This window comes from Mesorhizobium sp. CNPSo 4671 (assembly GCF_057784245.1).
This window is the reverse complement of sequence record NZ_JBWLUW010000005.1, coordinates 131,469-145,524: the sequence shown is the minus strand read 5'-3', so window position 1 is coordinate 145,524 and position 14,056 is coordinate 131,469. Positions and strand designations below refer to the sequence as shown.

At 64.6% G+C, this 14,056-nt stretch carries 9 protein-coding genes; 4 read left to right on the top strand and 5 right to left on the bottom strand.

Translation table 11 applies throughout. From position 1 onward, the window contains the following. The first annotated feature begins 94 nt into the window (after positions 1 to 94). Both AC04SF_RS16625 and AC04SF_RS16620 read left to right on the top strand, forming a co-directional pair. Positions 95 to 1,087, top strand: coding sequence for an adenosine kinase (locus AC04SF_RS16625; protein ID WP_096453121.1), 993 nt, complete (start codon positions 95 to 97; stop codon positions 1,085 to 1,087). 395 nt (positions 1,088 to 1,482) lie between these two features. Next, on the top strand, positions 1,483 to 2,175 hold the full coding sequence (locus AC04SF_RS16620; protein WP_488478726.1) for an antitoxin Xre/MbcA/ParS-like domain-containing protein: 693 nt from the start codon (positions 1,483 to 1,485) through the stop codon (positions 2,173 to 2,175). Positions 2,176 to 2,214: 39 nt separating this feature from the next. Here AC04SF_RS16620 and AC04SF_RS16615 read toward each other — a convergent pair whose 3' ends face one another. Both AC04SF_RS16615 and AC04SF_RS16610 read right to left on the bottom strand, forming a co-directional pair. Beyond that, positions 2,215 to 3,300, bottom strand: a complete 1,086-nt coding sequence (locus AC04SF_RS16615; RefSeq protein WP_488478725.1) for a sensor domain-containing diguanylate cyclase — start codon at positions 3,298 to 3,300, stop codon at positions 2,215 to 2,217. A 178-nt stretch (positions 3,301 to 3,478) separates the two neighbouring features. Further along, the gene (locus AC04SF_RS16610; RefSeq protein ID WP_488478724.1) at positions 3,479 to 5,758 is read right to left on the bottom strand and encodes an NADP-dependent malic enzyme; all 2,280 of its coding nucleotides are present in this window, start codon (positions 5,756 to 5,758) and stop codon (positions 3,479 to 3,481) included. A gap of 256 nt (positions 5,759 to 6,014) precedes the next feature. Between AC04SF_RS16610 and mutS the strand changes: the two genes are divergently transcribed. Then, positions 6,015 to 8,702 carry a DNA mismatch repair protein MutS gene (gene mutS, locus AC04SF_RS16605; protein ID WP_488478924.1) on the top strand — a complete coding sequence of 896 codons (2,688 nt, stop codon included), beginning with the start codon at positions 6,015 to 6,017 and terminating at the stop codon, positions 8,700 to 8,702. 241 nt (positions 8,703 to 8,943) lie between these two features. Here mutS and AC04SF_RS16600 read toward each other — a convergent pair whose 3' ends face one another. From AC04SF_RS16600 to AC04SF_RS16590, 3 genes are all read right to left on the bottom strand, one after another. Further along, positions 8,944 to 9,789, bottom strand: coding sequence for an aldo/keto reductase (locus tag AC04SF_RS16600; protein ID WP_488478723.1), 846 nt, complete (start codon positions 9,787 to 9,789; stop codon positions 8,944 to 8,946). Positions 9,790 to 9,877: 88 nt separating this feature from the next. Continuing rightward, the gene (gene copM, locus AC04SF_RS16595; RefSeq protein WP_183455786.1) at positions 9,878 to 10,267 is read right to left on the bottom strand and encodes a CopM family metallochaperone; all 390 of its coding nucleotides are present in this window, start codon (positions 10,265 to 10,267) and stop codon (positions 9,878 to 9,880) included. Positions 10,268 to 10,309: 42 nt separating this feature from the next. Then, positions 10,310 to 12,829, bottom strand: coding sequence for a heavy metal translocating P-type ATPase (locus AC04SF_RS16590; RefSeq protein WP_488478722.1), 2,520 nt, complete (start codon positions 12,827 to 12,829; stop codon positions 10,310 to 10,312). A gap of 415 nt (positions 12,830 to 13,244) precedes the next feature. On the opposite strand from AC04SF_RS16590, the gene AC04SF_RS16585 reads away from it, so the two are divergent. After that, on the top strand, positions 13,245 to 14,042 hold the full coding sequence (locus AC04SF_RS16585; protein WP_488478721.1) for a glycosyltransferase family 25 protein: 798 nt from the start codon (positions 13,245 to 13,247) through the stop codon (positions 14,040 to 14,042). The last annotated feature ends 14 nt before the right edge of the window (positions 14,043 to 14,056 follow it).

The window sequence follows — 14,056 nt, the reverse complement described above, 5'->3', positions numbered from 1 at the left end:
GACGATAGAAAATCGGTTGCCAATTTTCGGGGTCATGCTGTAGACCCGCCCGAGCGTGGCAAGAAGCCGGCTCGGGTTTTTGGCGGAGACATTGATGCCGGATTATGACGTGCTTTGCATCGGCAATGCCATTGTCGACATCATCGCCCAGTGCGAGGAGGAATTCCTCGAAACCAACGGCATCATCAAGGGCGCGATGAACCTCATCGATACCCAGCGCGCCGAACTGCTCTACAGCCGCATGGGCCCGGCGATCGAGGCTTCCGGCGGCAGCGCCGGCAACACGGCGGCCGGCGTCGCCTCCTTCGGCGGCCGCGCCGCCTTCTTCGGCAAGGTCTCCGATGATGCGCTGGGCGAAATCTACGCGCACGACATCCATGCGCAGGGCGTCGCGTTCGACACCAAACCGCTCACCGGCGAGCCGCCGACGGCACGCTCGATGATCTTCGTCACGCCCGATGGCGAACGCTCGATGAACACCTATCTCGGCGCCTGCGTCGAGCTCGGACCGGAGGATGTCGAGGCCGATAAGGCATCTGGCGCCAAGGTCACCTATTTCGAGGGCTATCTGTGGGACCCGCCGCGCGCCAAGGAAGCGATCCGGCAGACGGCCAGGCTGGCCCACGCGGCAGGCCGCGAAGTATCGATGACGCTGTCGGATTCCTTTTGCGTCGACCGCTACCGCGACGAGTTCCTCGAGCTGATGCGCTCGGGCACGGTCGACATCGTCTTTGCCAACAGCCACGAGATCAAGTCACTCTACCAGACATCGTCCTTCGACGAGGCGCTGGCGCAAATCCGCAAGGACTGCAAGATCGCTGCCGTGACCCGCTCGGAAAAGGGCTCGGTCATCGTGCGCGGCGACGAGACCGTGGTCATCCAGGCCACCGCCATCCGGGAGCTGGTCGACACGACGGGCGCCGGCGATCTCTACGCCGCCGGTTTCCTGCACGGCTATACGCAAGGCCGCGACCTCAAGACCTGCGGCGACCTCGGCTCCCTGGCCGCCGGCCTGGTGATCCAGCAGCTCGGCCCAAGGCCAAGGCAGAATTTGCGCCGTGAAGCGGAACAGGCCGGGTTGTTGTAGGGCGCCTTTCCCTTCTCCCCCTGTGGGAGAAGGTGGATTGGCGCGCAGCGCCAAGACGGTTGAGGGGTGCGTGACGGAGCGCCGGCTTTGCCAAGCTGGAACACCCCTCATCCGACCTCGCTTCGCGAGGCCACCTTCTCCCACAGGGGGAGAAGGAAGAGCGCCTCGCTTCTCACCGTCGCGTGACTGTCACACATCGCTCCTACACGAAATCGAGAGCGTCCCGTGACTGACATTTCGGGGCGCGCCCGCAGTCAGATGGGATGTTGAAAAGATGCAAGACAGCAAGCTGTCGGGCGGCGCGTTTCGTTGCCGCCATGATTTCCGTTTTCCGCACTAGAAATTCAGCAATCGGCCGCGGCTAAGGGAGGAGCGCGCGGCCGGAAGACAGATTCATGAGCAGATTTCAGCCAACCGGTCTTGGACAGGACGACTTCGCGGAGATGGTCGCGGAGGATGTCGAGCGCGCGCTTGCCCGTTATGACGAAGCCATAAACCAATCCACCGTGGTCTCGGTCGGCAAGATCGCCGGCAGCATAGCGTCAGCCGTCACCTTGCTGTCACCGAAGCACCAGCGCGCCATCGATGCCATCCATGCCGACCTTCCCGGCCTCGCCTCGAAATTCGTGCGCGCGCTGGCGGCGGAAGCCGCGCGTCGCAGCGAAGCCGGGGCCACAAACCTGCCGGCGGCTATGTTGGCCGATGAGCCGCTTCCTCTGTCGCCGCAGTCCGACGACCTCGAATCGATGCTGATCGAGGACTGGGCGGGCCGGGTCGCCGGCTCGACCTATCTCGAGGAAAACCTGCGCATCGCCCGCTCGACCCTGCATCGCTGGCAAAGGCGCGGCGACGTCATTGCCTTGCGCAAGGGCGGCCGCAAACATGTCTTTCCGCTGGCGCAGTTCGTCGACGGCAGGCCGGTTGCGGGCATCAGCGACGTGCAGTCGCTGATCGGCAATCCGAGACTGGCCTGGCTGTGGCTGACGCGGCCGGCAGCGCAACTCGACGGCCGCATTCCGATCGACCTGCTGCGGCAGGACCAGATCGAGGACGTGGTCGAAGCGGCACGGGCGTTCGCGCCAGGCTGAAGCCGGCGCGGTCAACCCTCGGATTTCGGAGTCGGCGCGCTACGCCGTCTTGCGAAGGCGGGGCCTGGACGACGGCTGTTGCGGTGTCATTTCCCTGGCGGTGACCAGCCGGTTTCGGCCACTCTTCTTGCCGATGTACATCAGCCGGTCGGCGAGTGCGATCAGCGCTTCGGAGTCGGTGGCTTCCGCCGGATACATCGCCACGCCAACGGTGCAGCCGACCTGGATGGCGCCATTGGGCGTCGGAACCTTGATCCGCAACCTTTCCAGGATGCGCTCGGCGACGCGCACGGCCTTCTGCTGTGCCAGTTCGGTGTCGGCCGAGAACAGGAAGGCGAACTCGTCGCCGCCGAGCCGGGCGACGAAATCGGCACTGCGCAGGATCGAGCGAAGCTGGCTCGACACGCGCTGCAGCAGCGCATCGCCGGCCTCGTGGCCGAGCGTGTCGTTGACTTCCTTGAACCGGTCGAGGTCGATGAACAAAAGCCCGGCCGCCTTGCCGGTGGCGCCGCAGCGGGTAACCACCGACTTGAGCTCGTTGTGGAAGGCACGCCGGTTGGGCAGGTCGGTCAAGGCATCGTGGTTGGCCGAATGGTCGCTCTGCTGCTTGGCCACCTCGATCTCGCGTTTTTGCGCGGACAATTCCTCGTTGGCGGTCTTCAGATCCAGGACCAGCTGGGCGTTGAGGTCCTCGACGACCTTGCGGTCGCTGATGTCGACGACGAAGCCTTCCAGGAATTCGAGTTCGCCGGCTTCGTCCCAGACACCGCCGCCGATCTCGCGGACCCAGAGCGCTTCGCCGACCCGCGGCACGATGCGGTAGTCGACGTTCCAGTTGCAGCGCGCCTCGAGCGCGGCGTCGACGGCGGCATAGACCGACGGCAGGTCATCCGGATGGATGGCCGAGACATAGTCGCGCACCGCGTTGTGGATGAAATCGCTCGGCCGGTAACCGCTGACGGTGAAAATGCCGTCGCTGATATAGAGCATGGTGTAGGACGCGTCGTTGCGGCAGCGGTAGAGATAACCGTCCATGCGGCCGGTGATGCTGAGCAAGGCGTCCAGCCGCTCGTCGTGGTAGGCTCGCTCGCCGACCACGGATACAGAAACTCCGTCATGCTTCATGGCCGCACCCCCATTTTGGCGGTCTGAGCGCGCCGTGGATGCCGTTACGGCATGCGGCAAGAGTTTCCGTATATCAGCTGAATCTTATCAATCTGTTATGGGGGTGCGACGGCGTTTCAAGCGCCGCCTCGTTCGAAAGCCGGATCGTTGGCTCCCGCCGTCTAGGGGGGCCCGCCCCTCAAGTCCCAGCCGTATAAGCCGCGATCGCCGCCATGTTGACGATATCCGAGTCCTTGGCGTTCAGGGAGACGATCTGCACCGGCTTGTTCAGCCCGACCAGCAGCGGGCCGATGACCGTCGAGCCGCCGAGTTCCTGCAGCATCTTGGTTGAGATCGAGGCCGAGTGGAACGCCGGCATGATCAGCACATTCGCCGGGCCGGTGAGCCTTATGAACGGGTATTGCGCCATGGCGCGCGCATTGAGCGCGACGTCGGCGGCCATTTCGCCGTCATATTCGAAATCGACGCGGCGCTTGTCGAGGATGCGCACGGCTTCCTGGACGCGTTCGGAGCGTTCGCCCTGCGGATGGCCGAAGGTGGAATAGGCGAGCATGGCGAGCCTCGGCTCATAGCCCATGCGGCGGGCGAAGCCTGCGGCCTCCTCGGCGATATCGGCGATCTGCTCGGCATTGGGCATGTCGTGCACCGCGGTGTCGGCGACCAGCACGGTCTTGCCCCGCGCCAGCACGATCGAGACGCCGATGACGCGGTGGCCGGGCTTGGCGTCGATGACGCGGCGGATGTCGTCGAGCGCGGTGGAATAGTTGCGGGTGACACCGGTGACGATGCCGTCGGCATCGCCCAGCGCCACCATGCAGGCGGCGAAGTGGTTGCGGTCGTTGTTGATCAGGCGCTGGCAGTCGCGGAACAGGAAGCCTTTGCGCTGCATGCGTTCGTAGAGATAGTCGGTGTAGATGCCGTTGCGGCGCGATAGCCGGGCGTTGATGATCTCGATGCCTTGTTTGTTCAGGTCGATGCCGGCTTGCTTGGCGTTTTCCTTGATGACGTCGTCGCGGCCGAGCAGGATGGCGGTGCCGAGGCGCTGGTTCACATAGGAGACGGCGGCGCGCATCACCTGCTCCTCCTCGCCCTCGGCGAAGACGATGCGTTTGGGCTGGCGCCGCACGCGGTCGTAGATGCGCTGCAGGGTGGAGGCGATCGGGTCGCGGCGGGCCGACAGCTCCTGCGCGTAGCGGTCGAGGTCGAGGATCGGTTTGCGGGCAACGCCCGACTCCATCGCCGCCTTGGCCACCGCCAGCGGAATGGCCGAGATCAGGCGCGGGTCGAACGGCACCGGGATGATGTAGTTGGGGCCGAATTTCGGCCTGTTGCCCTGATAGGCGGCGGCGACATCGTCGGGCACGTCCTGGCGCGCCAGTGCCGCCAGCGCCTGGGCGGCGGCGATCTTCATGTCGTCATTGATGGTGGTTGCCCTGACATCCAGCGCGCCGCGGAAAATGTAGGGGAAGCCGAGCACGTTGTTGACCTGGTTCGGATAATCCGAACGGCCGGTCGCCATGATGGCGTCGGTGCGGATCTCGGCCACTTCCTCCGGCGTGATCTCGGGATCGGGATTGGCCATGGCGAAGATGATCGGGTTCTTGGCCATCGACTGCACCATGGCGGTGGTCAGCGCGCCCTTGGCCGAGAGGCCGAGGAAGATATCCGCGCCGTCGAGCGCGTCGGCGAGACTGCGCGCCTCGGTCTTGACCGCATGCCCCGACTTCCATTGGTTCATGCCTTCGGTGCGGCCCTGGAAGACGACGCCCTTGGTGTCGCACAAAGTGATATTTTCCGGCGCGAAGCCCATCGCCTTCATCAGCTCGATGCAGGCGATGCCGGCAGCGCCGGCGCCGTTGCAGACCATCTTCGTGGTCTTCATGTCGCGGCCGGTGATTTCAAGCGCGTTGATCAGGCCGGCGGCCGAGATGATGGCGGTGCCATGCTGGTCGTCGTGGAAGACCGGGATATCCATCAGCTCGCGCAGCCGCTGCTCGATGATGAAGCACTCCGGCGCCTTGATGTCCTCGAGGTTGATGCCGCCGAAGGACGGCCCCAGGAAGCGCACGCAGTTGATGAACTCGTCGGCATCCTCGGTGTCGACCTCGAGGTCGATGGAATCGACATCGGCGAAGCGCTTGAACAGCACCGCCTTGCCCTCCATCACCGGCTTGGAGGCCAGCGCGCCGAGATTGCCGAGGCCAAGGATGGCGGTGCCGTTGGAAATGACGGCGACCATGTTGCCGCGCGTCGTGTAGTCGAAGGCGCGGCTGGGATCCTCGGCGATAGCACGCACGGGTACGGCGACACCAGGTGAGTAGGCAAGGCTCAAATCGCGCTGCGTGGCCATCGGCTTGGTGGCGACGATTTCCAGCTTGCCCGGCCGGCCCATGGCGTGGAATTCGAGCGCTTCCTGCGCGCTGACGGACGGACCGCTGTTTTCGGTTTTCCTGGCCATGATGCTTTTGATTTCCTCGCCGGTGCAGCACCTCCTTGAGGCGGGTGCTTTGTTTCGGTCCGAATTAAGACCACACGCCGCCGCGTGTAAACCGCCGGTGCGCGGGAATCGCAGACCGAGGGGCAATTGCGTGCATGAGATCGCCTCGGTCTTCCCCTGCTTTTCGAGGCCCCGGCATTAAACCCGGCCATCACATCTGCTAGCGTGCCGCGCCATGAACATGCACAGCCCGAACGAGCCCGACGCCCCCGAGGTGATGACGCCGCCGCAGCCCGGCATTGCCGCCGTGACGCCGATGATGGAGCAGTTCATCGAGATCAAGGCGGCGAACCCGGATTCGCTGCTGTTCTACCGCATGGGCGATTTCTACGAGCTGTTTTTCGACGATGCCGAAAAGGCGAGCCGGGCGCTGGGCATCGTGTTGACCAAGCGCGGCAAGCACCAGGGCCACGACATTCCGATGTGCGGCGTGCCGGTGCATGCGGCCGACGACTATCTGCAGAAACTGATCGGCCAGGGTTTCCGCGTCGCCGTCTGCGAGCAGATCGAGGATCCGGCCGAAGCCAAGAAACGCGGCTCCAAATCGGTGGTGCGCCGCGATGTGGTGCGGCTGGTGACGCCAGGCACCATCACCGAAGACAAATTGCTGGCGCCGTCCGAATCCAGTTTCCTGATGGCGCTGGGACGGGTGAAGGGCGGCAGCGACCACAGCTTCGCAATTGCCTGGATCGACATCTCGACCGGCGCCTTCCGCGTTGCCGAGACCACCGCCGACCGGCTGCTCGCCGACATCTTCCGCGTCGATCCGCGCGAGCTGATCGTCGCCGAGCCGGTGTTCCACGATCCGGAGCTGAGGCCGGTGTTCGACGTGCTTGGCCGTGTCGCCAACCCGCAGCCGCCATCGCTGTTCGATTCGGCCTCGGCCACCGGGCGCATCGCCCGCTTCTTCGATGTGGCGACGCCGGACAGTTTCGGCACGTTTTCGCGCGCCGAACTGTCGGCGATCTCAGGTGCCATCGCCTATGTCGAGAAGACGCAGAAGGCCGAGCGGCCGCCGCTGTCGCGGCCCGAGCGCGAGGAGCAGGGCTCGACGCTGTTCATCGATCCGGCGACACGCGGCAATCTGGAGCTGCTGCGTACATTGTCGGGGAGCCGCGAGGGTTCGCTGTTCAAGGCGATCGACCGCACGGTGACCGGCGGCGGCGCCAGGCTGCTCGCCGACCGGCTGATGGCGCCGCTGACCGACCCGGCGGCGATCGGCGCGCGCCTGGACTCGGTGTCGTTCTTCCGCTCCGAAACCCGGCTGTGCCACGCGGTGCGGACGAGCCTGAAGAGGGTCGCCGACATGCCGCGCGCTTTGTCCAGGCTGGCGCTCAACCGCGGCGGCCCGCGTGACCTCGGCGCGCTGCGCGCCGGCTTCGAGGCGGCCGGCGCGATCGCCGAGATCTTCGCCGCGACCGCCCTGCCCCAGGAATTGGCTGATGCAATGGCCGCCATCCAGGCGCTGCCCCAGGCGCTTGCCCAGCATCTGATGCAGGCGCTCGGCGAGGAACTGCCGCTGTTGAAGCGCGACGGCGGTTTCCTGCGCGGCGGCTACCATCCGGAACTCGACGAGATGCGGGCGCTGCGCGACGAGTCACGAAAAGTGATCGCCGGGCTGGAGCGCTCGCTGATCGAGGAAACCGGCATCCGCTCGCTGAAGATCCGGCACAACAATGTGCTGGGCTACTACATCGAGGTGACCGCCAACCACCACGCGGTCATGACCGGCAGCGATGGCGCCAAGGCGCGCTTCATCCACCGCCAGACCATGGCCAATGCCATGCGTTTCACCACGACCGAGCTTGCCGAACTAGAGACCAAGATCGCCAATGCCGCCGACCGGGCGCTCAGCATCGAACTGGCGGCCTTCGATGCGCTGACGGCTGAATCGGTCGGCGAGGCGGAAAAGATCCGCGCCGGCGCCGATGCGCTCGCCGCGCTTGATGTGTCGGCGGCGCTGGCGCTGCTTTCGGAAAGCGAGGCGTGGTGCCGGCCGGTGGTGGATGCGAGCCTTGCCTTCGAGATTTCGGGCGGCCGGCATCCGGTGGTCGAACAGGCGTTGCGCCGTTCCGGCGACGGCCCGTTCGTCGCCAACGATTGCGACCTCTCGCCGGAGGGGAGTGCCAAGAACGGTGCGATCTGGCTGCTGACCGGCCCGAACATGGGCGGTAAATCGACGTTCCTGCGGCAAAACGCGCTGATCGCCATCCTGGCCCAGACCGGTTCCTTCGTGCCGGCGGCATCGGCCCATATCGGCGTCGTCGACCGGCTGTTCTCGCGCGTCGGCGCCTCGGATGATCTGGCGCGCGGCCGCTCGACCTTCATGGTCGAGATGGTCGAGACGGCGGCGATCCTCAACCAGGCCGGCGAACGGGCGCTGGTGATCCTGGATGAAATTGGCCGCGGCACCGCGACCTTCGACGGCCTGTCGATCGCCTGGGCGGCGGTGGAATATCTGCATGAGAAGAACCGCTGCCGGGCAATCTTCGCCACCCATTTCCACGAAATGACCTCGCTCGCCGGCAAGCTGGCGCGGCTCCACAACGTCACCATGCGGGTCAAGGAATGGGAAGGCGACGTCGTCTTCCTGCATGAGGTCGGCAAGGGAGCGGCCGACCGTTCCTATGGCGTCCAGGTGGCGCGGCTCGCCGGCCTGCCGGAAGCGGTGGTCGACCGCGCCAAGCAGGTGCTGCACCAGCTGGAGGAAGGCGAGGTTTCCGGCAAGACCAACCGGCTGGTCGACGACCTGCCGCTGTTTTCCGTGGCGGTGAAGCGGGAAGCGCCAAAGCCGGTGAAGAGCGACGCGCTTGGCGCCGCCCTCGGCGAGATCAATCCCGACGAGATGACACCAAGGGAGGCGCTGGAAGCGCTCTACCGGCTGAAGGGACTGGCCGGAAAATAATTTTCCCATCCGGGCGGCGCCGAAACTGCCAATCTCCCCCTCGAGGGGGGAGATGTCCGGCAGGACAGAGGGGGGCGTCGTAGAGTGCTGACCTTGCTTAACTTGCCTCCGATGGTGCTCGGCAGAGAATGGCGGGCAGGACAGTCGTTGTAAAAAATTGATATGTTGGCGGGACAGCGCCCCCCTCTGCCCTGCCGGGCATCTCCCCCACGAGGGGGGAGATTGGCAACTTCATCGCCGCTCAGATCATCTCCAGGCCGCGCTTGCGTGTCGGCGGCGGAAAACCACGGTCGAGATCGGCGATGTCCTGCGGCGTAAGTTTGATGTCGAGTGCGGCGACATTCTGACGGACATGCTCCTGGCTGCTGGCTTTCGGAATGGCGATGACGCCGTCCTGGTGCATCACCCAGGCCAGGGCGATTTGTGCCGGGGTCGCATTGTGGCGGGCGGCGACGGCATCGAGCCTGGCATTGCGCGCCAGCGCGCCCTGCTCGACCGGCGAATAGGCCATCAGCGGGATGCCTCGCTTGCGACTCCAGGGCGCGAGATCGAACTCGGGGCCACGGCGGACCAGATTGTAGAGCACCTGATTGGTCTGGACGTTGCCGCCGTCGGGCAAGCCGGCCAGATCCTCCATGTCCTCGGTGTCGAAATTGCTGACGCCCCAATGGCGGATCTTGCCGGCCTTCTTCAAGGCCTCGAAAGCCTCGACCGTCTCCGCCAGAGGCACGCTGCCAGGCCAATGCAGCAGATAAAGATCAATGCGGTCGGTGCGCAGGCGCTTCAGGCTGCTCTCGCAGGCGCGCTGCACGCCCGCGCGCGACGCGTTTGACGGCAGAACTTTCGAGACCACGAAGACTTCGGCGCGGCGCCCGGCAATGGCTTCGGCCACCACCTCCTCGGCGCCGCCGCTGGCATACATTTCGGCGGTGTCGATCAGCGTGATGCCAAGGTCGAGGCCGAGTTTGAGAGCGTTCACCTCATCGGCACGGCGACGCGAATCCTCGCCCATCTTCCAGGTGCCCTGGCCGAGCACCGCAATGGCTTCGCCAGAGGGCAGCATGGTGGTTCTGGTGGCAGATGGCATGGCAGGCTCCGTTCGAGGCCGGATCGCATCACAGGGCGGGCGAGAAATCCAGAGGCGTTCTCACCAAATCTCCCTGTCGCGAAACGGCTCACTTCACCGGATGAGCGGCAAGCCAATCCTGCATCTGCTTGATTTCGGCTTCCTGCGCGGCGATGACGCCTTCGGCAAGCTTGCGGATTTCCGGGTCCTTGCCATTGGCAAGCTCGACCTTGGCCATGTCGATGGCGCCCTGATGGTGCGGGATCATGCCGCGGACGAAGTCTACATCGGCATTGCCGGTGTATTTGACCATCATGTCCTTGTGCATCTTGTCCATCGCCTTCTTGTAGCCAGCGGTGGCAGGGCTTTGCGCACCCATCGCCATGCCGGCCATGTCATGTTTCATCTCTTCGCTCTGCGCCGGAACGCTTTCGAGGAAAACGGCGAGCAGCATTCCGGCCGCCATCAGCAAAAGCACGAGTTTCTTGGCTAAGGTCATTCATGGTCTCCTGTTGTAGGTTTTCGTATTTGGGGGTTTGGATCACAGTTTCAACGTCCGCAGCCGCAATGCGTTGGCGATGACCGAAACGGAGGACAGGCTCATCGCCGCTGCCGCCAGCATCGGCGACAACAGCATGCCGGTGAGCGGATAGAGCACGCCGGCGGCGACCGGCACGCCAAGCACATTGTAGAGGAAGGCGAAGAACAGGTTCTGGCGGATGTTGCCGATCGTCGCCTGGGCAAGCGTACGGGCCCGCACGATGCCGGTGAGGTCGCCCTTGACCAGCGTGATGCCGGCGCTTTCGACCGCGACATCGGCGCCGGTGCCCATGGCGATGCCGACATCGGCGCTGGCCAAGGCCGGTGCGTCGTTGACGCCGTCGCCGGCCATGGCGACGCCGGCGCCCCTGCCGCGCAGTTCCTCGACCAGGGCTGCCTTCTGTTCCGGCAGCAGACCGGCGCGAACCTCATCAATGCCGAGGCTTTTGGCGATCGCCTTGGCGGTGCGCTCATTGTCGCCGGTCGCCATGATGATCCTCAAGCCGCTGTCATGTAGCGCCTTGATCGCCTCGGCAGTGGTCGCCTTGATGGGATCGGCGACGGCGACGATGCCGGCCAGCTTTTTGTCGACGGCGACGAACATCGCCGTCTTGCCATCGCCCTGCAGCGCTTCGGCACTGACTGAGGCGGCGGAAATGTCGATGCCGAGATCGCGCATCATCGCGGCGTTGCCGAGCGCGACAGTCTTGCCCGACACCGTGCCGGATACACCCTTGCCGGTGACTGCCTCGAAATCGCTGGCTTCAGCAATCTTCAGGCCACGAGCGCCAGCCGCTTCGACGATGGCCTCGGCCAACGGATGCTCCGAGCCCTTCTCCAGGCTCGCGGCGAGCCCCAGCAATCCGTCTTCGGAAAAGCCGTTCGCCGCGACAACATCCGTCAGTTTTGGCCGGCCTTCGGTCAGCGTGCCGGTCTTGTCGACGATCAGCGTGTCGACGGAGGCGAAGCGTTCGAGCGCGGCGGCTTCCTTGATCAGCACGCCGGCATGCGCCCCGCGTCCGGTGGCGGTCATGATCGACATCGGCGTGGCGAGGCCGAGCGCACAGGGACAGGCGATGATCAGAACCGAGACCGCCGAGACGATGGCGAAGATGAGGCTGGGTTCGGGGCCGAAAACCGACCAGGCGATGAAGGCCACGATCGCGACAAGGACGACGGCCGGGACAAAGTAGAAGGAAACGCGGTCGGCCAAGCCCTGGATCGGCGCCCGCGAGCGCTGTGCCTTGGCGACCAGTTCGACGATGCGTGCAAGCGTGGTCTCGGCGCCGATGCGTTCGGCGCGCATGACCAGCGAACCGTTCCTGTTGAGCGTACCACCAGTCAGGGCGTCGCCCTCGGCCTTTTCGACCGGCAGCGGCTCGCCCGTGATCATCGATTCGTCGATGGAAGAGCGGCCTTCGAGCACGGTGCCGTCGACCGGCACGGCATCGCCGGGCCGGATGCGCATGCGATCGCCGGCCTTGACGCTGTCCAGCGGCACGTCGGTCTCGGAACCGTCCTCGGCGATACGCCGCGCGGTCTTCGGCGCCAGATCGAGCAAGGCGCGGATCGCCGATCCGGTCTTTTCGCGGGCGCGCAATTCCAGCACCTGGCCGAGAAAGACCAGCGCGACAATGACGGCAGCGGCCTCGAAATAGACTGGCACCGCACCGCCATGGCCGCGGAACTGATGCGGGAAGATGTCCGGAAACAGGGTGGCGACGACGCTGTAGAGGTAGGCCGCGCCGACGCCGAGCGAAATCAGCGTCCACATGTTGGGGCTGCGGTTGAGGATCGACTCCCAGCCGCGATGGAAGAAAGGAAAGGCAGCCCACAGCACCACCGGGCTTGCCAGCGCCAGCTCGATCCAGACCTTCGTCCGGTCATCGACCAAGCCTTCGAACGACAGGCCTACCATCGGCGCCATGGCGATGATCAGAAGCGGGATCGACAGGACAGCACTGACCCAGAGCCGCCTGGTGAAATCGACCAGCTCGGGATTTGGCCCTTGATCGCCGGATGGTACGCCCATCGGCTCCAGCGCCATGCCGCAGATCGGGCAGGAGCCCGGCTTGTCGCGGATGATCTCTGGATGCATCGGGCAGGTGTATTGCGTGCCCTTGGGCGCCGGCACTGGCGCCGGCCTGTCACCGAGATAGGTTTGCGGCGCCGCCTCGAATTTCGCCTTGCAGCCGGCGGAACAGAAGTAGAAGCCCTGCCCCTCATGGCGCACAAAGTGTCTGGCGGTGGCGCGGTCGACGCTCATGCCGCAGACAGGGTCGGTGGCCGTCAAATATTGTTCCGGCCCGGCCTGGAATTTCGAACGGCAGCCTTCACTGCAGAAATGATAGAGGCGGCCGCCATGCTCCGATGTCGGCTTGCCGGCGGCCGGATCCACGGTCATGCCGCAGACCGGATCGCGCAGAACGGCCGCTGCATCCACAGCTTTCGGTGCGCAACAGCTGCCATGCGCGCCATGTGCATGGTGGTTGCCGTGGTGATCATGGTCTGGATGCGTCATTCCAAAATGCCTCTATGCCTCTGTCTGGTACGGAGGTAGTGCTTCCAGTAACTGGAAGGTCAAGGGCTGTTCCGATTTTTCGCATTTGGGGCCTCGACCGGGCTGTTCGCCCAGCAAAAGCTCAGGTTCGCTTGAGCTACCGAGAGAAATCCTGGGCTCCGGCCGAACTCCATCTTGCCGCCGGTGACCTTGAATAGAAAATTCCCCCAGCCGCCAGAAACATGTAATCCCCCGGTAATCCTGGGAAAATGGCTGGGTTTAAAAGCTTGTCTTTCAGGTTGTGGCATAATATCCACTTCTGAGGCGGTCAACAAACCACGACGTCACCTGCGCTAGAAGGCTCCTGCGGTGCTTGGCGGTTCCTGTGAACCTTACAATTTCGTAAACAAAGTTTTCATACAAAATAGCTCGAAAAATGAAGCGCCTGGTTATCAATCTCGATCGATCTCCCCACCGGCTTGCCCATATGACAGCCGAGTTCGCCCGTATCGGCATCGGCTTCGAGCGGGTCGCGGGGATCGATGGCAAGGAACATCCCGACCTGATGCTGCAGCCGCAGCACGCGATACATGCCATCCGGCCGCTCTCCGGCAGCGAAATCGCCTGCTTGCACAGTCATCGAGCCTGCTGGACGATCATTGCGCAGGACGAGGCCCCCTACGGCGCCGTGTTCGAGGACGACATGGTCTTCTCCAGCAGGGCCGGGACGTTGCTGGCCGATACGAGTTGGGTGCCGGCGGACGCCGACGTCGTGAAGCTCGAGACATTCTTCTCCACAACCGTGATCCAGAGGAGAAGGACCTCTGCCGGACATGGTTTTTCCATGGTCCGGCTCCGCAAGGGGCATCCGGGGGCCGGCGGTTATCTGCTCTCGCGGCGGACGGCGCGCGACTTTCTGGAGGCAACGGCGCAGGTCAGCATTGCCACCGATGATCTCATCTTCAACCCCGTCCTGTCGGCCGGCAAGACCATCTACCAACTTGTTCCGGCGCTCTGCGCACAGGATCAGTTCGTCGGCGGAAAGCTGCCTAGCCTGCTTGACCAGGAACGCGATGCCGCGCGGACCGCGAGCGGGCTTATGGGAAGGCAGAGGAAGCCGATGGCTGTGAGAATCAGCAGGGAGGCCGGGCGAACCGCACGGTGGATCGCCGATTTCTGCAGATTCCGGCAACGGATTGTCGTGCCGCTCGACCCGATCGAGGCAACGGACTAGGTCGTTTACCGGCT

Bases quoted from the DNA above. Each gene is read 5' to 3' on its own strand.
- AC04SF_RS16615 (WP_488478725.1), bottom strand. From the start codon at position 3,300: ATGAAGCATGACGGAGTTTCTGTATCCGTGGTCGGCGAGCGAGCCTAC.
- AC04SF_RS16590 (WP_488478722.1), bottom strand. From the start codon at position 12,829: ATGACGCATCCAGACCATGATCACCACGGCAACCACCATGCACATGGC.
- AC04SF_RS16625 (WP_096453121.1), top strand. From the start codon at position 95: ATGCCGGATTATGACGTGCTTTGCATCGGCAATGCCATTGTCGACATC.
- AC04SF_RS16610 (WP_488478724.1), bottom strand. From the start codon at position 5,758: ATGGCCAGGAAAACCGAAAACAGCGGTCCGTCCGTCAGCGCGCAGGAA.
- AC04SF_RS16620 (WP_488478726.1), top strand. From the start codon at position 1,483: ATGAGCAGATTTCAGCCAACCGGTCTTGGACAGGACGACTTCGCGGAG.
- AC04SF_RS16600 (WP_488478723.1), bottom strand. From the start codon at position 9,789: ATGCCATCTGCCACCAGAACCACCATGCTGCCCTCTGGCGAAGCCATT.
- copM (WP_183455786.1), bottom strand. From the start codon at position 10,267: ATGACCTTAGCCAAGAAACTCGTGCTTTTGCTGATGGCGGCCGGAATG.
- mutS (WP_488478924.1), top strand. From the start codon at position 6,015: ATGACGCCGCCGCAGCCCGGCATTGCCGCCGTGACGCCGATGATGGAG.
- AC04SF_RS16585 (WP_488478721.1), top strand. From the start codon at position 13,245: ATGAAGCGCCTGGTTATCAATCTCGATCGATCTCCCCACCGGCTTGCC.